24 protein-coding genes are annotated in these 21,173 nt (G+C 72.6%); 9 read left to right on the top strand and 15 right to left on the bottom strand.

What is annotated here, in order from left to right; all coding sequences use genetic code 11:
* Nucleotides 1-345: 345 nt before the first annotated feature.
* Both RM590_RS23075 and RM590_RS23070 read left to right on the top strand, forming a co-directional pair.
* The gene (locus RM590_RS23075) at nucleotides 346-519 is read left to right on the top strand and encodes a hypothetical protein (protein WP_311706592.1); all 174 of its coding nucleotides are present in this window, start codon (nucleotides 346-348) and stop codon (nucleotides 517-519) included.
* A 75-nt stretch (nucleotides 520-594) separates the two neighbouring features.
* Nucleotides 595-936 (top strand): YciI family protein, encoded by a 342-nt coding sequence (locus tag RM590_RS23070; RefSeq protein ID WP_311706591.1) that lies wholly within the window; start codon nucleotides 595-597, stop codon nucleotides 934-936.
* 87 nt (nucleotides 937-1,023) lie between these two features.
* On the opposite strand, the gene RM590_RS23065 is transcribed toward RM590_RS23070, so the two are convergent.
* Entirely contained in the window at nucleotides 1,024-2,262 is a 1,239-nt protein-coding gene (locus RM590_RS23065) for an MFS transporter (protein WP_394813942.1), read from the bottom strand.
* A 13-nt stretch (nucleotides 2,263-2,275) separates the two neighbouring features.
* Entirely contained in the window at nucleotides 2,276-3,076 is an 801-nt protein-coding gene (locus RM590_RS23060) for an MBL fold metallo-hydrolase (RefSeq protein WP_311706589.1), read from the bottom strand.
* A gap of 84 nt (nucleotides 3,077-3,160) precedes the next feature.
* Here RM590_RS23060 and RM590_RS23055 point away from each other — a divergent pair, with 84 nt between their 5' ends.
* Complete coding sequence (locus RM590_RS23055) at nucleotides 3,161-3,763, top strand: CGNR zinc finger domain-containing protein (protein ID WP_311706588.1); 603 nt, start codon at nucleotides 3,161-3,163, stop codon at nucleotides 3,761-3,763.
* A gap of 154 nt (nucleotides 3,764-3,917) precedes the next feature.
* Nucleotides 3,918-4,589 (top strand): hypothetical protein, encoded by a 672-nt coding sequence (locus RM590_RS23050; protein WP_311706587.1) that lies wholly within the window; start codon nucleotides 3,918-3,920, stop codon nucleotides 4,587-4,589.
* A gap of 51 nt (nucleotides 4,590-4,640) precedes the next feature.
* On the opposite strand, the gene RM590_RS23045 is transcribed toward RM590_RS23050, so the two are convergent.
* Together RM590_RS23045 and RM590_RS23040 are read right to left on the bottom strand one after the other, a co-directional pair.
* Nucleotides 4,641-5,408, bottom strand: coding sequence for a glucose 1-dehydrogenase (locus RM590_RS23045; RefSeq protein ID WP_311706586.1), 768 nt, complete (start codon nucleotides 5,406-5,408; stop codon nucleotides 4,641-4,643).
* A gap of 78 nt (nucleotides 5,409-5,486) precedes the next feature.
* Nucleotides 5,487-6,323 carry a helix-turn-helix transcriptional regulator gene (locus RM590_RS23040; protein ID WP_311706585.1) on the bottom strand — a complete coding sequence of 279 codons (837 nt, stop codon included), beginning with the start codon at nucleotides 6,321-6,323 and terminating at the stop codon, nucleotides 5,487-5,489.
* 81 nt (nucleotides 6,324-6,404) lie between these two features.
* Here RM590_RS23040 and RM590_RS23035 point away from each other — a divergent pair, with 81 nt between their 5' ends.
* The 4 genes from RM590_RS23035 (at nucleotide 6,405) to RM590_RS23020 (ending at nucleotide 8,318) form a co-directional block, all read left to right on the top strand.
* Nucleotides 6,405-6,668 (top strand): CopG family transcriptional regulator, encoded by a 264-nt coding sequence (locus RM590_RS23035; protein WP_311706584.1) that lies wholly within the window; start codon nucleotides 6,405-6,407, stop codon nucleotides 6,666-6,668.
* Nucleotides 6,665-7,078 (top strand): DNA-binding protein, encoded by a 414-nt coding sequence (locus tag RM590_RS23030; protein ID WP_311706583.1) that lies wholly within the window; start codon nucleotides 6,665-6,667, stop codon nucleotides 7,076-7,078. Before RM590_RS23035 ends, RM590_RS23030 begins: the two co-directional genes overlap by 4 nt.
* Nucleotides 7,079-7,146: 68 nt before the next feature.
* Complete coding sequence (locus tag RM590_RS23025) at nucleotides 7,147-7,791, top strand: formylglycine-generating enzyme family protein (protein WP_394813953.1); 645 nt, start codon at nucleotides 7,147-7,149, stop codon at nucleotides 7,789-7,791.
* Nucleotides 7,792-7,823: 32 nt separating this feature from the next.
* A complete protein-coding gene (locus RM590_RS23020) occupies nucleotides 7,824-8,318 on the top strand; it encodes a GNAT family N-acetyltransferase (RefSeq protein ID WP_311706581.1) in 495 nt (164 codons plus the stop codon).
* Here RM590_RS23020 and RM590_RS23015 read toward each other — a convergent pair.
* From RM590_RS23015 to dpgD, 3 genes are all read right to left on the bottom strand, one after another.
* Complete coding sequence (locus tag RM590_RS23015) at nucleotides 8,315-8,836, bottom strand: pyridoxamine 5'-phosphate oxidase family protein (RefSeq protein ID WP_311706580.1); 522 nt, start codon at nucleotides 8,834-8,836, stop codon at nucleotides 8,315-8,317. The two genes, RM590_RS23020 and RM590_RS23015, sit on opposite strands and share 4 nt — an antisense overlap.
* An 18-nt stretch (nucleotides 8,837-8,854) precedes the next feature.
* On the bottom strand, nucleotides 8,855-9,790 hold the full coding sequence (locus RM590_RS23010; RefSeq protein WP_311706579.1) for an alpha/beta fold hydrolase: 936 nt from the start codon (nucleotides 9,788-9,790) through the stop codon (nucleotides 8,855-8,857).
* Between the two features lie 97 nt (nucleotides 9,791-9,887).
* Nucleotides 9,888-10,682: an enoyl-CoA-hydratase DpgD gene (dpgD, locus tag RM590_RS23005; protein WP_311706578.1), complete on the bottom strand. Its 795-nt coding sequence runs from the start codon at nucleotides 10,680-10,682 to the stop codon at nucleotides 9,888-9,890.
* A gap of 466 nt (nucleotides 10,683-11,148) precedes the next feature.
* On the opposite strand from dpgD, the gene RM590_RS23000 reads away from it, so the two are divergent.
* Nucleotides 11,149-11,835 (top strand): response regulator transcription factor, encoded by a 687-nt coding sequence (locus RM590_RS23000; protein WP_311706577.1) that lies wholly within the window; start codon nucleotides 11,149-11,151, stop codon nucleotides 11,833-11,835.
* Here the strand turns inward: RM590_RS23000 and RM590_RS22995 are convergent.
* The 8 genes from RM590_RS22995 to RM590_RS22960 form a co-directional block, all read right to left on the bottom strand.
* Nucleotides 11,756-13,141 (bottom strand): preATP grasp domain-containing protein, encoded by a 1,386-nt coding sequence (locus tag RM590_RS22995; protein ID WP_311706576.1) that lies wholly within the window; start codon nucleotides 13,139-13,141, stop codon nucleotides 11,756-11,758. The genes RM590_RS23000 and RM590_RS22995 overlap by 80 nt on opposite strands.
* A complete protein-coding gene (locus tag RM590_RS22990; protein ID WP_311706575.1) occupies nucleotides 13,138-14,385 on the bottom strand; it encodes a cytochrome P450 in 1,248 nt (415 codons plus the stop codon). Before RM590_RS22990 ends, RM590_RS22995 begins: the two co-directional genes overlap by 4 nt.
* A complete protein-coding gene (locus RM590_RS22985; RefSeq protein ID WP_311706574.1) occupies nucleotides 14,382-15,428 on the bottom strand; it encodes a methyltransferase in 1,047 nt (348 codons plus the stop codon). Before RM590_RS22985 ends, RM590_RS22990 begins: the two co-directional genes overlap by 4 nt.
* On the bottom strand, nucleotides 15,425-16,747 hold the full coding sequence (locus tag RM590_RS22980; RefSeq protein ID WP_311706573.1) for an aminotransferase-like domain-containing protein: 1,323 nt from the start codon (nucleotides 16,745-16,747) through the stop codon (nucleotides 15,425-15,427). Before RM590_RS22980 ends, RM590_RS22985 begins: the two co-directional genes overlap by 4 nt.
* Nucleotides 16,744-18,090, bottom strand: a complete 1,347-nt coding sequence (dpgC, locus tag RM590_RS22975) for a (3,5-dihydroxyphenyl)acetyl-CoA 1,2-dioxygenase DpgC (protein WP_311706572.1) — start codon at nucleotides 18,088-18,090, stop codon at nucleotides 16,744-16,746. Before dpgC ends, RM590_RS22980 begins: the two co-directional genes overlap by 4 nt.
* Nucleotides 18,087-18,806, bottom strand: a complete 720-nt coding sequence (gene dpgB, locus RM590_RS22970; protein WP_311706571.1) for an enoyl-CoA-hydratase DpgB — start codon at nucleotides 18,804-18,806, stop codon at nucleotides 18,087-18,089. The genes dpgC and dpgB overlap by 4 nt, the downstream gene beginning before the upstream one ends.
* 69 nt (nucleotides 18,807-18,875) lie before the next feature.
* Nucleotides 18,876-19,925 (bottom strand): 3,5-dihydroxyphenylacetyl-CoA synthase DpgA, encoded by a 1,050-nt coding sequence (dpgA, locus tag RM590_RS22965; RefSeq protein ID WP_311706570.1) that lies wholly within the window; start codon nucleotides 19,923-19,925, stop codon nucleotides 18,876-18,878.
* A 9-nt stretch (nucleotides 19,926-19,934) separates the two neighbouring features.
* Nucleotides 19,935-21,077 (bottom strand): glycine amidinotransferase, encoded by a 1,143-nt coding sequence (locus RM590_RS22960; protein WP_311706569.1) that lies wholly within the window; start codon nucleotides 21,075-21,077, stop codon nucleotides 19,935-19,937.
* Nucleotides 21,078-21,173: the final 96 nt, after the last annotated feature.

Here is a 21,173-nt window from a genome sequence, read left to right as displayed (position 1 = left end):
CGTACCGGGCCCACTTCTACCCGCGCGCCCTGGGCACCGGCGACCCGATCGTGAACATCCTGCGCGGCATCGAGTGCTCCTACCAGGACGAGGCAGGCGTCACCCGGCAGACCGACATCAGGCTGGTCATCTCCTCGTTCACGCAAGCCCGCACGGCCATCGCCGACGAGCTGATCCGGCTGCGCGGCGAGAACTGCTGGATCGACGTCGTCTACGCCACCAACGGCATCGAGTCCACCGTGATGAGCACACTGGACAACACCGCGAGCAACGGCAAGCGGATCCAGCTCACCCCGTGCACCCACGAGGTGGCCGCCGGACACCAGGTCCGCCCACGCCAAGGTCATGATGACCGACGGCCGCTACGACGACGACATCGTGCCGCGGGTCTACACGGGCAGCGCCAATTTCACCCACCTGGAGAACTCCGACGACTCGCAACTGCGCGTCATGGGACGAACGGTCCACGACGCCTACCTGTCGTGGTTCTACGACCTGCGCGCCGCCTGCCGGGCCTGACGCCGCACTGGACGGCGCGCCGGCGTCGGCGAGGATGGGGGCGACACCCTGAAGCGCGAAGAAGGAGTCGACGCGATGACGAAATACCTGATCTCGTTCCCGAGCGGCGCCATGGTCGTTCCCGAGGAGGAAATGCAGGCGGTTTCGGACGCGTCGCACGCCGTGGTGCAGGAGGCGAAGGACGCCGGCGTCTGGGTGTTCGGCGGTGGCATCGACGAAAGCGTTCCGCCTGTCATGGTGGATGGGGATGGGACCGTGGCCGAGGGCACCTACCCGCAGACGCGGCAGATCGAAGGCGGCTACGCGGTTCTGGAGCTGCCGTCCCGCGAGGCGGCACTGGAGTGGGCCGCGAAGCTCGCGGTCGCGTGCCGATGTGCGCAGGAGGTCCGCGCGTTCCATTACGATCCCGCCAGTTGACGGGCCCCGGCCAGATCCGCTCCCGTCGCACCGTTCGCGGCCGTGGCCGTCGACGCCGGGCTCGGCCCGGCCCGCACGGGGCGGCGTTCAGCGCTTGCGCGTCGCGGCGACGACCGTGGGGACGATGGCCAGTGCCGCGATGCCCCCGCCGGCGGCGAGGAGGGGGTAGCCGGCGGCCGAGACGATCAGGCCCGAGGCCAGGCCGCCGGTGGCGCCCGCGATGGCGATGGAGACGTCCACCACGCCCTGGGTCCTGGCTCGGGTGGCCGGCGGGACGGCGTCCGTGATGATCGCGGTGCCGCTCACGAGGCCGAGACTCCAGCCCACGCCCAGCAACGCCAGGGCCACCGCGAACGCGGCGGTGGAGCCGCCGGGGGCGGTGGCCGCGAGGATCCCGGAAGCCAGCAGGACGAGTGCGGCGGCGGTGGCGACCGTGAGCCGGCCGAAGCGGTCGACGAGCCAGCCGGACAGCGGCGCGGGCAGATACATCGCCCCGATGTGGATCGCTATGACGAGGCCGGAGGCGGCGGCGCCGTGGCCGTGGTCGTGCATGTGGACCGGCGTCATCGTCATGATCGCGACCATGACCAACTGCGTGAGCATCATGACCAGCGCGCCCACCAGTACGCCGGAGCGGCGCCGTCCGGCCGCCGGTGCCAACGGCCCTGCCGCACGCTCCGTTTCCAGCGCGCGCGCCAGGAGCAGCGGGTCGGGACGCAGCCAGACGGCCAGGACCAGGGCGGCCGTCGCGTAGGCGGCGCCCGAGACGAGGAACAGCCCGGCCAGGCGGGGGATTCCGAGGGCGTGCGCGAGGTCGCCGGCGGGCGCGGCGAGGTTGGGGCCGGCCACGCCGCCCAGGGTGGTGGCGACCAGCACGGTGGACACGGCGCGGGCGCGGTACTCGGGAGCGGCCAGGTCCGCGCCGGCGTAGCGGGCCAGCAGGTTCGTGGCCGCGCCGGCGCCGTAGACGAACATCGCGACGAACAGCAGCACGGCGTTGCCCGCGACGGCGGCGGCGATCACGCCCGCGCTGCCGATGGCACCGGCCAGATAGCCGGCGGCCAGACCGGGGCGTCGGCCGCGTGCCTGCGAGACACGCCCCACCGCGATGGCCGCCAGCGCGGAACCGGCGGTGGACAGGGCGCTGAGCAGGCCGGCGAGGCCGGTGGAGCCGAGCATGTCCTGCGCGAGCAGGGCACCGACGGTCACCCCCGCCGCCAGGCCGGCGCCGCTGAGGATCTGAGCGGCGACCAGGACGGTCAGCACGCGGCGCTGCGCCTGGGACCGCGCGAGATCGTCGGTCTGGGCAGGCACGGTAGTCGTCACAAGGGTTCTCTCGTCAGCCGTCGATGTGGGGCCGGTCGCGGAGGTCCAGGCGGTCGAGCAGCCCGGCCTCGGTGAACGCGGCGATCAGTTCGTCGCGGCCCTCGGTGAAGTGCGCCCAACTGTCGTAGTGGACGGGCACCACCCGGCGGGCGCCGAGGATCCGGGCGGCGTCGGCGGCCTGCGCGCTGTCGAGGACGATCGTCGCGCCGTCGAAGAGAACGGCGAAACGGGGAGCACCGGCGAACAGGACGGCCGTGTCCACCGGCCCGAACCGTTCGGCGATCTCCTCGACCAGGCCCAACGAGGCGTTGTCGCCGCTGACATAGACCGTGGGCAGGCCCTTCCCGGTCAGCACGAATCCGACGACCTGGCCGGTGACCGGCTCGACCTCCTCGCGCGCGCCGGGCCCGTGGATGGCGGGCACGCCCGTGACCGTCACCGTGCCGCCGCCGGGGCGGTCCAGTTCGATCGACTCCCAGTCGGCCAGCCCCTTGGCCCCGGCCCCCAGGCGCTGCCCGCCGCCGGGCGTGGTCAGGGTCAGCGGAACGCCGGCGAGCAGGGCCCGGCCGGAGTCGTCGAGGTTGTCGGGGTGTTCGTCGTGGGAGAGCAGGACCACGTCTATCCGGCCCAGGTCGGCCGGCGCGGCGGAGGAGGGCGCCGTCTTGGTCAGTTGGCCGCCCGGCACGTGGTAGTCGCGGGGCGCGTCGAACGTCGGGTCGGTCAGGAAGCGCAGGCCACCGTATTCGACAAGGGCGGTCGGGCCGCCGAAGACGCGGATGGGGATCTGCTCGGTGGTCGTGCTGGTGCCAGCCATCAAGTCCTCACGGATTAAAATGGTCTTATCCGTGAGGATGGTAGGGGCGTCTCACGGATAAAGGCAAGCCGTACCATGAGAGTTATGAGCGAGTCCCCGGCCGCCGAGTCCGTGCCACCGCCCGCACCGGGGGCGGCGGAGTATCCCGCCCTCGACTTCGTCAACAGCGCCATCGCGCTGCCCGGCGGGCACTTCATCGATCTCCTCGGCACGCCGGAGGCCGCGAACCGTTGGCTCACCGCACACGGCCTCGCGCCGGCCGACGCCGGGGTGCGGGAGATGTGCGCGGCGCAGCTTCGTTCCCTGCGCGAGCACCTCAGGGCGCTGTTCGCCGCCCGCGTCGCCGGGCTGCCCGCCCTGCCCTCGGCGCTGTCCGCCATCAACGACGCGCTGGGCAGGGCCCCCACGGCCGCCCTGCTGTACTGGGACGAGAAGAACGGCCCCTACCGTGCGGCGCCGTGCCCCACCAACGAGATCCTCGACCGCGCGCTCGCGTCCCTCGCGGCCAACGCGGCCGACCTGCTCACGGGCCCCGACGCCGACCGCCTCACCGGCTGCGGTTCACCGCCCTGCAACCGCTACTTGCTGCGCCACGGGCGTCGCCACTGGTGCTCCACTCGCTGCGGCGACCGCGCCCGCGCCGCCCGTGCCTACGCGCGGCGCGGCGGCCGGCCGGGGGCGGACTGACGGGCCCGGGGCTCCGGGCGCTGGCGCGGGCGTGGCCCTCTTCTCCCACTCTCTGTCAACTGGCCGGTGAAAACAAGACTGTTGTTTTTCCGCCGAAACCCGGACACTCGTTCCCCGGTGGCGGCCCGCGCCACTTTCCAGCGGGAGGACGTTCATGCCAGAGATGTGGGACCCGCACGGCAGCCTGCGCCGCATGCTGTGGATCGGCGGCGGGCAGTGGGCCGGCAAGAGCACCGTGGCCGAACTGGTCGCCGAGCAGTACGGGTTGACGGTGTACCACTACGACTATCACGACTCCCGTGGCCACCAGGACCGCCGGGTCGCGCGCCGGGTCACACGCGGCGAGCCGGTGGGGGAGCCGACCGCCGACCAGGTCTGGGTGGACCGCTCCTCGGAGGAGATGGCGGCCGAGACGCTGGCCGGCTTCCCGGTCCGCTTCGCATGGGCGCTGGACGACCTGCGCGCGCTGTTCACCGGCCGCCCGGCGATCGCCGAAGGCTGGGGACTGCGGCCGGAGTTGGTCGCGCCGCTGCTCGACTCGCCCCGGCGGATGGTCGTACTCGTGCCCACCGAGGACTTCCGGCAGTATCAACTCCGCACCGTCCCGCGTGCGAGCGTGCTGAACGTCCCCGTCAGCGACCCGGCCCGCGCCCAGGCCAACCGCGTCGCCCGTGACCGCTTGGTCGCCGAGGACGCGGCACAGCACGCCCGCCGCCTGGGCATCCGCGTCATCGAGGTCGACGGCACGCTGGACGCGGCGTCGGTGGCGTCGGTGGTGGCCGAGCAGTTCGCCCCGTATCTGCGGGCGCCGACGACGGCGGCGTAACGGGCCGGCGGGCCCCGGAAGCGGACCGGACGGGGCCGCCGGCGGCCGTGCTCAGCCCTCGGCCGGGACCGCCGCGACCAGGCCGCCGTCGATGATCAGGTCCTGGCCGTTGATGTAGGCGGCTTCGCCCGACGCGAGGAACGCCACCGCGTCCGCCACGTCCTCGGCGGTGCCGAGGCGGCCGCCGGCGATCTGGGCGACGATCCCGGCCTCCGCCTCGGCGGGGATCGCGTCGTGGTACATCGCCGTTTCGATGTAGCCCGGGCTCACGGAGTTCACCCGGATTCCCCGCGGGGCGAGGTCGGCCGCGAACGCGCGGGTCAGGGTGTGCACCGCCGCCTTGGTCGCCGCGTACACCGACGCGGTGGGCAGGCCGCGGTGCGCCGTCCACGACGCGTTGATCACGATGGCGGCGCCGTCGGCCAGCAGGGGCAGGGTTCGCTGGACGGTGAAGAAGACGCCCTTGAGGTTGATGTCCACGATGCGGTCGAACTCGGCCTCGGTGAACTCGCCGACGGGCATGAACGAGGCGACGCCCGCGTTGGCGAACACCACGTCCAGCCGCCCGTACCGCTCCCGGATCAGGGCGGCCAGGGCGTCCGCGTCGGCCACGCTGGACGCGTCGCTGGGCACCGCCCGCACCCGGCCGCCGGCGTCCAGCTCCTTGACCGCGGCGTCCAGCCGGGCCCGGTCGCGGCCGGTGATGATCACCTGGGCGCCCTCGGCCAGCAGCCGGCGGGCGGCGGCCAGGCCCATGCCGCGGGCGCCGCCGGTGACGAGTGCGATCTTGTTCTCGAATCGGGAAGTGCTGTTGCTCATGTGCCCCAGCCTGCGGGCCGGTGACCGGGGCGAACAGTGCCCAGTTGTCCTGGGTCTCCCACCACCACCCTGAGCGCGTCAGGCGATGCCCGGCAGGTGCTGGAGCCGGGACTCGGTCCCGCTGCCCGGCCGCGGATTCTGCAACTCCACGTGATAGCCCGGCCGGTCGGCCGGGGCCAGCGTCGTCGTGTCGAAGATCAGCTCACCCACCTCGGGGTGCCGCACCGCCTTCACCGCCTGGGTCATGGCCGCCACGTCGTGGCGCGCCCACAGCTCGCCGAACTCCGGGCTGCGCGCGGTCAGTTCCTCGACGATCCCGGCGAACTCGGCGTCACCGGGATGCCGCGCGGCGGCGGCGCGATACGCGGCGACCACGCCCGGCGCGACCGCCGCCCAGTGCGTGTGCATGGCCCGGTAGCGGGCGTTGGTGAAGAACGAGATCAGGCAGTTGCGGTCGCTGTCGTCGTAGCCGAAGACCGCCAGCGCCGCGTCGTTGACCGCCGCGAAGTTCCAGTACCGGTCCAGCAGCACGGCCGGGCGCGGCGCCCAGGCGTCGAGCAGCCGCAGCAGCTCGGGCGTGGCCCCGGCGCGGGCCGCGCCCGCTGGGGGCGGCGGGTTGAGCCCGGCCAGCAGGTACAGGTGCTCGCGCTCGGGCCCGTCCAGCCGCAGGGCCCGGCCGATGGCGTCGAGGACGTCGGCGGAGACGTTGATGTCCCGGCCCTGTTCGAGCCAGGTGTACCAGGACACGCCGACCCCGGCCAGCATCGCGACCTCCTCCCGCCGCAACCCCGGCGTGCGGCGCCGCGCCGCCGTCGGCAGCCCCACCTCCCCGGGCGCGAGCCGCGCCCGGCGGGTGCGCAGGAAGTCCCGCATCTGCTCGCGGCGACCGGGAACGGAACGGTTGTCGCTGGTCATGTGGACACGGTAACAACGGTCAACGGGGCGGGCGGGCCGGCGAACTGGGCGGCCGGGAAGATGAACGGCAGGATTGACGGCATGAGTGAGCCCACCGTCACGTACTCGATCACCGTGCCGCGCGACATCGCCGAAGCCGCCCGAGCCCGCAGCGGCCCCGCGGGGCTGTCCGCCTACGTGGCCGCCGCCGTCGCCCGCCAGATTGAGCGCGACAACCTCAATGAACTCGTCGCCGTCGCCGAGGCCGAACACGGGCCCATCACCCACGAAGAGGTCCAGGCCCTGCGCGATCAGCTGCACCAGGCCCGCCGCGAGCGGAGGAGCGGCGGGCCCGGAGCCGCGTGACCCGCTCCGCTGCCGTCCCCAGCGGCACTCTCGTCCTCGACAGCGAAGGGCTGTCCACGTGCGTCCTCCGCGATCGCACGGTCACCGCATGGCTCGCCCTGGCCCACGCCGATGACCTGCGAGTGATCACGTCGGCGGCCACGCTGGTGGAGGTGGTGCACCCCCGGATCAACCGCCCGGCTCTGGAGTGGACCCTGTCCCGCCTCGTCGTCGAGCCGGTCACCGAGGCTGTCGCCCGCCACGCTGCCGCTCTCCTCGCCGAGGCGGGCCTGCACGGCCACACGTGCGCCATCGATGCGATGCTCGGCGCGACCGCCCTCGCCGCGCCCGGTCCGGTCACTGTGCTCACCTCGGACCCGGAGGATCTTGCCGCACTGTGCGGCGAGCGCGTCACCATCGTCAAGGTCTAGCTGGCCCGCGCCAGGGCGGGGTGGCCAGTGGGATGATCTTTCCCGTGGACGTGAGCGCGGACAACGAGATGGTCGCCGTCCCGCCGGGGCGGGTGACGCTGTCCGACCGGCGGACACAGCGGAGTTGGCAGGTGGACGTCGCGCCCTGCCGGATGGCGGCGTTCCCGGTCACACAGTCCTGGTACGCGCGGGTCACCGGTGAGCGGCCGAGCACTTCTCGGGGTGACCGGCTGCCTGTCGAGGGCGTTTCCTGGTGGGACGCGGTCCGGTTCTGCAACGCGTGGTCCGTGCGTGACGGGCTCACGCCCGCGTACCGTCTCCCCGCCGAGGGCGAGCACGTCGAGTGGGACGCCGCCGCCGACGGCTACCGGCTGCCGACCGAGGCCGAGTGGGAGCACGCCTGCCGCGCCGGCACCACCGGGCCGCGCCACGGGGAGCTCGACGAGATCGCCTGGTACCGCGACAACGCGAACGGGCGGATTCATGACGTGGGCGGCAAGCGGCCCAACGCCTGGGGTCTGTACGACATGCTCGGCAACGTCTGGAACTGGTGCTGGGACGTCTACGACGCCGAGGTGTACGGCGCCTACCGGGTGCTCAGGGGCGGCGGCTGGTTCGACGAGCACTGGAGCTGCCGGGCGTCGGTGCGGCGCCGAAGCCACCCGACGTTCCGGCTCGACGACGTGGGGTTCCGCGTCGTGCGGTCCGGGTGACGGCGGGCGGGCGTTGCGGCAGACTCTCCGGCATGGTGAGTCTGCGGGTGGTCACGGCGGCCGACTGGCCGCTGTGGCGCGAGGTCCGGCTCGCCGCGCTGGCCGACGCGCCGGAGGCTTTCCGGGCGCGGCTCGGTGACTGGCACCGGGGCGGCGAGGAGCAGTGGCGGGCCCGGCTGACGATGCCCGGCGCGCACAACGTCGTCGCCCTGCTGGACGGCCGGGCCGCCGGATCGGCCAGAGGGGAGCCGGGGGAGGACGGCGTCAGCGAGCTGAGGTCCGTGTGGGTCGGTCCCTGGGCGCGGGGCCGCGGGATCGGCGAGCGGCTGGTCGCGGCGGTGGAGAACTGGGCCCGGGAGTCCGGGGCTTCGGCGCTGAGGCTGGCCGTGGTCCCGGGCAACGCCCCCGCCATCGCGCTCTACCGGCGCCTCGGGTTCGTCGCCACGGAAGAGCCGGGGGAGTGGCTGCCCGACGGCGTGACCAGGGAGCGGGTGATGGTGAAGGCGCTGCGCCCGCCGTCCGGTTAGGCCGCGTCCGCCCGCGTCCAGAACTGTCGCGGCGCGAACCCCTCCCGGCGCAGCCAGTGTTCGGTGTAGACGATGCGCTGTGCCTCGATCACGACGAGCGGTCCGGAGGGCGGTTCGTCGAGGGGCAGGGAACGCTCGACATGGTCGGACTGCCAGCGAACGGCCGGCCAGTAGTGCCCGAAGTCGGGGTCCTCCTCGGAGAGAACGCGCGCCTCTCCGAAGATCTGCGCGCCCCGGCTGCTGGCCTGTCCGACCAGCGGGGCGAACACGCCCACGGACACCCGGGGATCGGCCGCGAGATTCCGCATCTTCGGCGAATTCGCGGCCGCGGTGAACATCACGGCGAAGTCGAGCGGGAAATAGCGCACCGGCGTCGCCAGGGGACCGGCCGGGCCCGCCGTCGCGATCACGCACATGTTCTGCGACGACAACAGGTTGAGTATCCGCTCTTCCAGACGCTCCCGGTCGAGCCGCTTCCTGGGGGCCGGACCGGCCAGCCACGGGTTTGTCACAGGCATGGGCAATCGTCCCACGCGTCACTTTCGCAGCCGGCCCCGGCCCCGGCCCCCAGGGGGTACCTCCGCCCAGGTGCGGTCGAGGAAGTCGGCGACCAGCGGGGCGATTTCGGGGAGGTGGTCCTCCAGGGCGAAGTGGCCGGTGTCGAACAGGTGCAGCTCGGCGCCGGGCACGTCGCGCAGGTAGGCGTGGGCGCCCGGCTCCGGGAAGAAGGGGTCGTTGACGCCCCAGGTGATCAGCGTCGGCGGGCGGTGCTCGCGCAGCCACGCCTGCCAGGCCGGGTAGGCGGCGACGTTGGAGCGGTAGTCGTAGGCCAGGGCGAGCTGGGCCCGCTTGCGGCCGGGCCGGTCCAGGAAGTACTGGTCCAGCAGCCAGCCCTCCGGGGCGATCAGCTCCGGGTCGGCCGTGCCGCCCTCGTACTGGGCGCGGGTGGCGTCCAGGGTGAGGAGGCCGAGGATGGCCTCCTCGGCGCCGGGGGTGTCGGGGGTCAGCGCGGTGAACTCCCGGGCCGCGTCCGACAGTCCCGCCGCGTAGGCGTTGCCGTTCTGCACGACCAGGCCGGCGATCCACTCGGGGTGGCGCAGCGCCAGGCGGAAGCCGACGGGGGCGCCGAAGTCGAAGACGTACATGGTGAAACGAGTCAGGCCCAGGCGCTCGACGAAGCGCTCGGTGACATCGGCCAGCCGCTCGAAGGTGTACGTGAACCCCTCGGGAGCCGCCGTGTGACCGAAGCCCGGGTACTCCGGGGCGATCAGCCGGTAGTGCGCGCCCAGCGCGTCGATGAGGCGGCGGAACTGGTGCGAGGCGGACGGGAATCCGTGCAGGAGCAGCAGGACCGGGGCGTCGGCGCGCTCCGGCAGGGATTCCCGGTAGAAGACCTCCACCCCGTCGATGTCGACGCGTCGGTGGGCGGTCCGGGCGGGCACGGCGATGCGCGCTGCGGCGGGGGACGTCATGGTCACATGCCTCCAGGGCGAGAAGTCGCGTTAGTTATAGCCTCCGTTCTTCTAACGTATCAAAGCTCGGATAATGCATTAGGCCGGAGGGTGAGGGTCAGGTGCCGGTCCAGCGCGGGGGGCGCTTCTCGGCGAAGGCCAGCGGGCCCTCCTTCGCGTCGGCGCTGTGCATCCGGCGCTCCTCCCACGGGTAATGGGCGGTGAACGCCTCCGGGAGCGGGCGGGTGGCCGACAGGGCTGCGGCCTCCTTGATGGCGCGGACGGACAACGGGGCGCAGCGCAGCAGGTCTTCGAGCCAGCCCTCGACGCGGTCGTCGAGCTCGCTGGCGGGCACCACCTCGTTGACCAGGCCGAGTTCGAAGGCGCGGGCGGCCGTCATGCGGCGGCCCGTCAGCAGGTAGCCCAGGGCGGTGCGGTAGGGGAGCTGGCGGGTGAGGCGGAACACGCCGCCGGCGCCGGGGATCAGGCCCAACCGGGCCTCGGGGAGGGCGAAGACCGCGTCCGCCGAGGCCACGACAAGGTCGCAGGCCAGGGCGAGTTCGAAGCCGCCGCCCAGCGCGTAGCCGCGCACCTTGGCCACCAGCGGCTTGCTGATGTCGAACCGGTCGGTCAGCCGGGGCCACCCGGGCTTGCCGCGGCTGCCGAACGTGGCCGGGCCGGCGCTGCCCGCGCGGTCGCGGGCGGCCAGTTCCTTGAGATCCTGCCCCACGGAGAACGCCCGGTCCCCGGCGCCGGTCACCACCCCCGCCCACACCTCGTCGTCGGCCTCGAAGTCCGCCCAGACCGCGGCCAGTTCCTCGTGCATGCGGGTGTCCATGGCGTTGAGCACCTCGGGACGGTCGAGGGTGACCCGGGCGATGCGGCCGTCCTTCTCGTAGCGGACATGAGACATGACATTCCCCTCTGCGGATATTTCCCGACCGAGTGGCGCGGTCTTCGGGGGCGCCACGGGTAATGCCGCACAGGCATTCCGGGACCCATCCGGTAATGACTCTGCGTAACTTTGTCATTCGGAAGGCTGTGCTAAGATCGGGCGCCGTGGGTCGTCATCGAGTCAACTGTGCAGACAGGGGTGCTCGTTTCATGTGCAACCATTCCGTTCGATCGCTGGCCGCGCCCGTCTGACCGTGCCTCTGAAAATTTTTCGGTGACGCGCGGACCCTGTCATTCCGCGCCCGATTTCGGCCTTGCCGCACCTGTTGTTCGTGACCGAGCCGCACCCCGCCGACTCCCGGTCGGCAGGCCATCCCACCAGCACGCCGGTCCCTCCCCGCCGGCACCCTCCCCGACCAGCCGATCCCATCTCTCGCCGCTCTACCGCATTGTGTTGAGATATTGATCCAAGAAAGGGGCGCCCGATGGACAGCGCCGCGGTGCTCAATGCTACTGCCGGGGAGGAAAGGAAAGGCCTCGACATCGCGCTTCTCATCGAGAACGAGGTCATTCGCAGCGGTCTGGCCACAATGCTGCGAAGCCTGGAGCGGACGGCGATGATCAGGTCCTGCGATCCCCTCTCGCTATCCGAGATCCTCGCCTCTCGGGAAATCGACGTATTGATCGTGGCATTCGACCAGTGGCCGCTTCTGGAAAACGCGCGGAATTCCCGGTGCGGCACGCCGCGCATACTCGTCCTCGGCGACAAGCTCGACGAGAATGTCGGCGGCCCGCTGCCGCAGCTCCCCGCTGACGGCTTCATCTCGCTGGCCGGGCTGTCCAGCCGCGTCCTCGCCGAGACGATCGAGCGCATGGCGGCCGGCGAGATCCCGATGCCGGCCGCGCTCGCCCGCCGGTTACTGACGGCGCCGCGCGTGGGGTACGACCCGGCCGAGGCCCGGCCGGTCGCGCTGACCGCCCGGGAGCACGAGACGCTGACGCTGCTGAGCCGGGGACTCAGCAACAAGCAGATCGCCGCGCTGCTGGGCATTTCCCCGCACGGCGCGAAGCGGCTGGTGGCGGCGGTGCTGCTCAAGCTCGGCGCTCCGAACCGGACGGCGGCGGTGGTGGCGGCGATGAAGTCCGGTCTGGTGCCGGGGAGTCCGGGCTAGTACCGGTCAGCGCCTCCAGTTCCCGGGCCTGTTCGTAGGCGGAGTCCAGATTCCTGGCGACGACCACATAACGGATGCTGTCCACCGACGGGTTGAACGCCATCACCAGCATCACGCCGGTGCGCGTCGTCCGGTCGTAGCCCAGGCCGGACGTGCGCAGCAGATCCACGCCCTCCTGGAACGACGGCACCTGCCAGCCGTCGATCTCCAGCAGCACGCGGTTCTCGGCGTAGTCGGGGCCCACGATGTGCCGGCCGACGATCTCGTAGATGTGCGTGGAGCCGGTGATCCGGCCGTTGTACTCGGTGAAGTACAGCTCCTGGTCGGGCGTGACGATGGCGTCCGCGCTCAGCAGCCCGCGGTACCCCATGGCGTGCAGCGGCCGGCACAGCTGCTCGCCGCCCTCCAGCAGGGCGGCGACCGTGTCGGGCTTGAGGCCGGGCGCCGGGATGATCTCGGCCTTCGCCATGGGGGCGGAGACCATCTCGCCCTGCCCGGCGAACGTGATGCCGTCGTCGGTGAGCGAGAACTCCGCGAACACCGCCTGGCTGCCCGGGAAGTAGCGCTCGACGACGAACCGGCCCTGCCCGTGCCCGGTCAGCCAGTCCCACCGCTCGGCGAGGTACTCCCGCACCGCCGCCCGGTCGGGCAGCACCACCGTCCGCTGGGCACCGACCGGGTCCACGCCGGGCACCGGGCTCAGCACCTCGTTGCCGCGCCCGCCCGAGCGCAGGTCGTGCTTGAGCATCAGCGGGCCGTCCGCCAGCATCGTGGTGATCAGCTCCTCGGCCCCCGGCCGCGTTCCGCACACCCCGCCGTCCGGCAGGGGCACGCCCACGCCGCCGGCGATGGCCCGGAAAACCACCTTGCTGTTGGCCAGCGAGCCGCCGCCCTGGGCGATGAACCCGTGTCCGGCCAGGGCGTGTTCGGCGCCGAGGAACCGCGCCAGGTCCACCACCGCCGGATCGGGGTGCAGGGACAGCACCTGGTCCACGGCCCGGCCGTCCAGCTCCGCCCGCAGCCGGGCGCGGAACCCGGCGTCGGCCAGCCGGTCCGCCGTCAGCACGCCGCTGCCCAGCCGCCCGGGCGGCGGCACCACCACGCGCAGCGTGGCCAGGCGGGTGCCGGTCAGCGACGTCACATAGTCCAGGTAGGCGTCCTCGGGGCGCGTCGTCATCACCAGGACGTCGCCGTCCCGGGCGAACCACACCATGCGCTGGGCCCACCAGCCGGTCTTCTTCAGCCGGGCGTCCGCGACGAACGCCTGGTCCTCGATGAAGTCGTTGGCGACGAGCAGTCGGGTCATGCGGCTTTCCCTCCGGTGGTCGGGGCGGGGGCGCCGGCCTCGTGGCCGGGAGACCAGGTGACCGGGAGCCCGTGCACTCCGTAGAAGCCCATGTCGTCGTGCATGCGCACCCGTTCGGGCGGCACGGCCAGGCGCAGCCCGGGGAAGCGCCGCAGCAGCGCCCGGTAGCCGATGGCCAGCTCCTCGCGGGCCAGATGCTGGCCCACGCACTTGTGGATGCCGTGGCCGAACGCCAGATGGGACCGGGGCTCGCGCCGCACGTCCAGCGCGTGCGGGCAGGGGAAGCGCTCCGGCGCGCGGTTGGCGGCGGGCAGCGACACGGTCACGGACTCCCCGGCCCGCAGCAGGTGGCCGCCCAGCTCCACATCGGTCAGCGGCGTGCGCGGCACACCGAACTGGAAGATCGTCAGATAGCGCAGCAGCTCCTCCACCGCGCCCTCGACCAGGCCCGGGTCGGCGACCAGCGCCGCCCACTGCTCGGGGTGGCTCAGCAGCGCGAAGACGCCCAGGCCCAGCATGCTGGCCACGGTCTCGTGCCCAGCGGTGAGCAACAGCACGCACAGCCCGGCCAGTTCGACCGGGGCCAGCTCGCCGCCGGCCACCAGGGAGCCCAGCAGATCGCCCGCCGGGTGGCGCCGCTTGTGCTCGATCAGCTCCAGCAGATAGTCGGTGAGCGCGGTCATCGCGCGCTCACCGTCCGCCGCGCTGGCCTCCAGGCTGAACAGGACGGTGCTGTTGTGCTGGAACGCGTCGCGGTCACCGTACGGCACGCCCAGCAGCTCGCAGATCACCAGCGAGGGGACGGGCAGCGCGAAGTGGGTGACGAGGTCGGCGGGCGGGCCGGCGTCCGCCAGCGCGTCCAGGCACCGCTCGGCGATGGCCTCGATCTTCGGCCGCAGGGCCGCCGTCCGCGCCGCCCCGAAGCGCGCGGCCACGAGGCGGCGGACGCGGGTGTGTTCGGGCGCGTCCATGTCGACGATCCAGCCGGGCAGGGCGGGCTGGCCGATGAACGGGTCCGCGCCCGGCCGGGACACGGGCACCCGCTTCAGCTCCGAGCGGGCGCTGAACCGCCGGTCGGCCAGTACCGACTTGGCCAGCTCGTAGCCCGTCACCAGCCAGCCGACGTGCCCGTCGGGGTAGACCAGCCGCCGCACCGGCTCCGTTTCCCGGTACGCGTCCAGCAGCCGCGGCGGGTCGAAGGGGTTCTCCCGCTTGACCGGCAGCGGCACCGGTGGGCCGGTCACCGCTTTGTTCCCGTGATCAGGGCGTGCTCGTAGGGCAGGCCCGTGATGGACGCCACCTGTGAACAGCCCGCCTCCGTCAGCCACTTCTCGTAGTCCCCGGTGGGGTAGGCCATGCCCTGGCCGGTGGCCAGCACGTTCAGGTACAGCGACAGCCGGGCGGAGTACACCCCGCGGCGCTCGCCGTCCATCGCGTTGAACCCGTACAGGAAGACCCGCCCGCCGGGCGGCAGCGCGTCGAACGCCTTGCGCAGCAGCGTCGTTATCTGATCCGCGGAGAACACCTCCAGCACATGGCTGAACAGCACCGCGTCCACGTCGCCCGGGAAGTCGTCCCCGAACAGGTCGCCCGGGTGGAACGCGATCCGCCCGCCGGGCGCCGCCGACGGCGCGCCGTCGCGGCCGAGTTCGGTGACGCTGGGCAGGTCGAAGACGGTGATGTCCAGGCCGGGGAAGCGGTCGGTGAGGGCGGCGGCCGTGGTCCCGTCACCGCCGCCGACGTCCAGCAGGCGCTTGACGCCGGTGAGGTCGATGTTCTCCAGCAGCCCGCTCAGTGACCGCAGGGTGAACGCGGCCATCGACCGGTGCAGCACGCGCTCGGCCTCCGGATCGTGCGACAGCCGCTGGTAGAGGGTCGGTTCGTCGCCCGGGTGGGTGGCCAGCGCGGTGTTGGTGCCGCTCTTCAGGGCGCCCGTCATCTCCGCGAACGCCGGGTAGTAGATCTTCTGCCAGCCCAGCAGGATGTCCTTCCAACTGTCCGGGCCGTCCGTGGCCAGCAGCCGCTCGGCCGTGGGGGAGTTGGTGTAGCCGGCGGTGCCCAGCTCGATCAGCTCGGTGGCGCACAGCGCGTGCAGCAGGATCCGCAGCTTGTGCGCGGGCAGGCCGGTGTGCTCGCGCAACTCCTCGAACGGGACGCCGGGTTGGCGTGACAGCCGGCCGAACACATCCAGTTCCAGGCCGGCCACCACCGCGTTGAACAGCGCCGGGCCGTTGACGATCAGGTCGAAACGCTCCGCGACCCGGTCGGTCGCTTCGGGGTGGGTCATGGACTCCGCCTTCGGGTGTCGGGAAGGGACCGCAGGAAGCCGGCCAGCCGGGCGACGCCGTCGTCGATCTCGCCGGGGTCGAGGTAGCTGCACGAGAGCCGGATCTCGTGCGTGCCGGAACCGTCCAGGTAGAACGGGGACATGGGCGTCCACAGCACCTTGTGGACCGCGGCGCAGCGCTCCAGCAGCGCGGCGTCCGCCGGCACCGGCAGCCGCATGCGGACGAAGAAGCCGCCCCGGGGCCGGTGCCACGTCACCCGCCCGTGCAGGTCGGGGCCGGTCGCGTGCCGCTCCAGCGCGTCCAGCAGGTGCGCCAGGTTCGCGTTGTACAACTCGGCGCGGGCTCGGCCCAGCGCGGCCAGGGAGCCGCCGTGCTCCAGCAGCATCCCGCCGATGACGGCCTGGGCGAGCGGCGAGGTGTTCACCGTGACCATGGACTTGGCCGCGGCCAGGTCGTCCGCGAGCAGCCGCTCGCCGCGGGCGGCGGCCACCGGCTGGTCGGCGACGGCGAAGCCGACGCGCGCCCCCGGCAGGCAGATCTTGGCGAACGTGCCCAGCAGCACCACCCGCGCCCCCGGGTCCAGCGCCTTCAGCGTCGGCGCCCGCCTGGCCGCCGGGCCGGTGAAGCCGTAGGCGGTGTCCTCCAGGATCAGGAAGTCCTCCCGCTCCGCCAGTTCCAGCAGCCGCCGCCGGGCCCCGGCGGGCAGATACGTGCCCGACGGGTTGGCGAAGTCCGGCGCCACGTACAGGGCCCGCACCCGCCGCCCCTCGGCCCGCAACCGGCGGCACTCGGCCGCCAGTTGGGCCAGGTCCGGGCCGTCGTCCGTGTCGTTCACCGCGACCACGGGCATGCCGAGCAGCCGCGCCGCGCCGATGATGCCCACATAGCTGGGGTTGACCACGGCCAGCACGTCGTCCGGGGTGCGGCCGAGCACGCGCAGCGCCAGGAACATCGCCTCCTGCGCCCCGACGGTGATCACCACCGAACGCTCCGGCACCGCGCACCCGTAGTCCGCGTGCAGCGCCCGCGCCACCAGGTCGCCGATCAGGCCCCGGCTGGGCCCGTACTCGAACAGCACCTGCCGCGCCCGCCGTTCGCTCACCCCGCGCCGCGCGGCCACGTGCGCCACGTACCGCCGCACATAACGGTCGGGATCCAGGTCGTCGAAGTGGCTCAGGTGCGGGGCGCCCGGCGCGAACGAGACGGCGTCCGGGTGCCGGGCCATGATCTCGTTGAGGAACGACATGGCGTCCAGCACCGGGTCCGACAGCGCCGGATGCAGCTCCTCCGCCGCAAGGCGGACCCCGGGGCCGGTCACGACGCCGCCCGCGCGGTCGCCCAGGAGCGGGCCACCTTGTCCAGCACGTCGGCGCTGTACAGGCGCAGCGCCTGGACCAGCGCGAACTCCGCCATATACGCGCGGAAGCGGTCGGTGTCCTCCTCGGCCAGCGCCAGCATCCGCCGGTTGGCCGCCACCGCCGGGCTGTCCAGCTCCGCCACCGCCCGCTCCACGGCGGCGTCCAGCGCCGCGTGTGGCACCACCTCGTCGCACACCAGCGGGGCCTCCGGGTCCCGTGCGCGGATCGTGTGCCCGCCCAGGATGATCCGCCGGGCGAGCCGGCCGCCGGTGAACCGGGCCAGCCGGAAGTTCCCCGCGCCCGGCACGATGCCCTCCTGGGCCGCCGGCAGGCTGAAGTAGGCGTCCTCCTCGGCGATCACCCGGTCGAAGAGGAACAGCAGTTGCATGCCGCCGCCGATGGCGAACGAGTCGACCGCCGCGATCCACGGCTTCTGCACGGTGCGTTCGGGGAACGCGTCCGGCGCCGGGTCCACCAGCAGCCCACGCAGCAGCTTGCTCAGGCAGCCCAGCTCGCGGCCCAGGAGGAAGCCGGTGTACGAGATGCGGCCGTCGTGCAGGTCCTTGAGGTTGATGCCCGCGCTGAACACGCGCCGGCCCCGGTACCGCGGCTTGGTCATCACCCCGCCGCGCACCACGCCGACCCGTACCTTCTCGTCCAGCAGCGCCAGGTCGACGGCCGTCTCCAGGTCATCGACGAGCCGGTTGTCCTCGGCGTTCAGGCAGTGCTGGTTGTTGATCGTCAGGTGCGCCGCGGCGCCGCGCCGCTCCAGCAGCACCGAGCCCAGGTCGACGGTGCCGCCTGCCCGGAACTCGGCGGCCAGGACACGGGCCCGCGCGGTCGGCAGCAGCATGGCGTCCATCAGGTGCGGGCCGGCCAGCGGGGAGCGCAGCAGCCAGCGGAAGAAGATCCCCTGGTCGATCTCCCGGCCCTCCTTGTGCGCCTGCGGCAGCGCGCGTTCGGCGTCGAGCTGCGCCCGGGTCGGCACCAGACCCGGGAAGCGCTCGCCCGCCGCGTGGGCCAGCTCGGTCAGGCGGTGGTGCACAATGCGGCCCTCGGTCAGCGCGTCGTACACCTCGTCGGCGTGCAGCCGCAGGAAGCACTGGCGCACCTCCCGCGCGACCTCCGTCACCCGGGCCGCCTCGGCCGCCTCCTCGGCGGTGCGCCGCGGCCCGGCCGGGAGGGCGGCCACCAGCCGCTCGCCCGCCCGGACATGGGTCGACAGCGCCGCCGCGTCCGCGTCGAGCGTCCCGCCCAGCTCGGGGCGGCCCGCCAGCCAGCGGCCCAGCGCGCCCGCGGTCACCGGGCCTCCTCACCGGCCGGGGCGGCCGGTTCGAGGCCGCGCCGCAGGCGAAGCAACTCGCGGTCGCAGGCGGCCAGATGGGGGCCCAGCGCCTCGTCGTGGTCCACCGAGGGCGCCTCCAGCAGCAGTTGCCGGCGGATGGCCAGGTCCGGCCCCGACAGCCGGCCCAACAGCAGCGCGGCGGCGCCGATCGCGTCGTCGAGCTGCTCGGTGACCTCGTCCACCAGACCGAGCTCGATGGCCTGGGGCGCAGACAACTCGTGGCCCCACAGCACCAGTTGCCGGGCCCGGGCCACCCCCACCTGGTTGACGAGGCGGTGCACGCCCATGCCGGGCCAGAAGTGGCCGTCGTTGACCGGCAGCAGCATCCGCAGGCCCGGTTCGGCGATCCGGTAGTCCCCGGCCAGCAGCAGATCCAGGGCCGGGCCGCCGCAGGTGCCGCGCGCCACCGCGATGATCACCGCCGACAGCCGCTCCAGCCGCCGCACCGCCCGCTCCCAGCGGTTCACCTCCTGGATGCGGGCCGCGCCCGGCCAGGGCCAGTCGCCCGGCGACCCGCCCAGCATCAGCACCACGCCGGGCGGCCGGCGGTCCTCCGCCCGGTCGCATACGGCGTTCAGCTCGGCGGTCAGCTCCCCGACGGTCCGGACGTGTCCCACGACGAGCTGGAACTCGGCCCCGCCCGCCCGCTCGCCGACATCGGAATCCACCTGCATACCGTGGCTCTCCCTTCCTGAAACCGCGCCCACGTCCCTTGGAGGACGCGGCCTTTGCGAAACACGCCGTCAGAAGCGCAGCAGCGCCGTCTCGATGGTCGAACCCGGCCCCATCGTCATCAGCACGCCGTGCTCGCCCGGCGTCACCACCAGCTCGTCCAGCAGGCGTTCGTAGGAGAACAGGAAGGAACCGCTCGACAGATTGCCGAAGTCCCGCAGCACGCCGGTGGTGTGGCGCACGTCGTGCCGGCTCAGCCCGAGGTTCACCCGGACCGCGTCGATGACCTTCTTGCCGCCGGAGTGGATCACCCAGTGCGCGATGTCCGAACGCCGCAGCCCGGTGCCGGACAGCAGCCGGTCGATCTGCTGGGCGGCGTGCGCGCCCACCACGTAGGGGATCTCCGGATCCAGATAGAAGCTGAACCGCGTGTGCTCGTCGTCCCAGTCGTAGCGCATCGCCCCGATGGCCTCGGGGATGATGAGGCTCGCGAACTTCAGCACCTCCGGGCCCGCCGGGCGCTCCTGTTCCCCGGCGACCACCGCGACCGCGGCGGCCCCGTCGCCGAACAGGCTGTTCACCACGGCGGTGCGCATCGTCCCGTCGAAGGCGTAGGCCGCCGAGCACACCTCCACGCACGCCAGCACGGCCAGCTCGCCCGGGTGCGCCGCCGCCCAACCGGCGACCGCCGTCAGGCCGTTGAGGCCCGCGTTGCACCCCATGCCCACCACGTCCAGCCGGGCGCAGCCGGGCGACAGGCCCAGGTCCTTGATGAGCAGGGCGCTGAAGCCGGGCGTGAGGAAGCCGGTGGAGGTGACACAGCACAGGTACCGCACGTCGCCCAGGTCGGCACCGGCCGCCTTCAGACAGGCGGTCACCGCCTCCCGGCCGGCCTCCACCCCGCCCGCGGAGTGCTTGCGCAGCAGCTCGCCCTGGCTCTCGATCGCCGGGCCGCCGGAGGGGTCCGGCGGGGGCAGCCGCAGGTGCCGCCGCTCGATGGCGCTGTTGAGGAACAGCGAGCGGATGCGCGGGTCCTCGATGGCGAACCGGTCCAGCAACTCGGCCTGTGTGTAGGAGTGCGGCGGCACGGCGGTGCCGACCCCGGTCAGACGCGCCGGCATCGGCCCTCCTCAGCCCAGGTAGTCTTCGGGGCCGCCCTCGCGGACGGTGTCCAGCGTGAAGCAGTGGAACCCCCCGCCGAACAGGCGCCGGTGCCGGTGCCGCACCGGCACCACCGTGAACCGGTGCTGCTCCAGGGTGCGCATCAGCTCCGGGCACGCCTCGTTGACCAGCACCGTGTCCGGGCTCACGGACAGCACGTTCAGGTCGATGAACGGGCTGGTCAGCACGAGGTCGTCGTCCTCGTAGCGGGGGAAGTTGTTCTCCGTCGGCAGCGGCGGCACGATCATGTCCCAGGAGCGCAGCCGCTCCGGCAGGAACGTGGCCACCTCCGGGCTGCGCACCAGCAGCGTGCCGGGCCGCAGCGCCAGCACCATGCTGTCGATGTGGCTGTCGCTCAGCCGGTGCGTGCGGTGGATGCGGAACCGGCCCCGCAGATGCCGCTCCAGCCAGTCGCAGGCCAGCGCGTGGTTGGCGTTGGAGACGTTGACCAGCAGGTCGCGCCCGAGGCGCAGGCACTGCGCGCCGTCGAACATCATCTCGTACCCGGTGTCGTAGACCGACGGCTGCGGGTCCTCGATCGGCTCCATCGGGCCGCCGGCCGTGCTGCTCCTGGCGTACGACGGGTCGAAGGACGCGTCGGTCATCACCGGCCGGGGCATCACCGTCCACCGGGCGCCGCGCCGGAAGTACTCGGCGAAGACCGGGGTGAGGAACTGCGTCTCGAAGTAGCGGGAGCGGATCATCGGCGGGGTCTCGATGATCTCGTCGCCGACGATGAGGGTGTTGTCCCTGACGTTCAGCGGCGGCACCACGGCGGCCGACCAGTCCAGCGTGCGGACCTCGGTGGTCTCCTTTGCCAGAGGCATCGGGCGGTGGACCGTGACGCCCAGCCCCTCCAGGGTCCGCACGATGCCGTCGATGTCCTCGTTCAGCTCGTCCACGTACCGCTGCTTGATGGGGGACTTCGCGGCCTGCCTGTCATCGCCCGACCCCTTGGCGGAGAGCCGGGGGTAATACCACTCGGAACGGGTGATGTTGTCGTGGAAGAACAGATCGAACGACAACTCCCTCTCATGGGAGGTGTAGTTCTCCGCCGAACCGACGATGATTTCCTTGAGCGGCGACCATTCGTCAAAGCTGTTCAATCGCATGGGAACTCATTCCCTCGCAGTGGCAGGCCGGTCTCCGGATGCGGACGCGAACAAAGGCTAGTTCCGCCGGAGCCGGCCGTACATACAACCTAAGTC

The organism is Streptomyces litchfieldiae (genome assembly GCF_031845365.1).
Lineage (GTDB): Bacteria > Actinomycetota > Actinomycetes > Streptomycetales > Streptomycetaceae > Streptomyces > Streptomyces litchfieldiae.
This window is presented reverse-complemented; position numbering and strand designations above follow the sequence as displayed.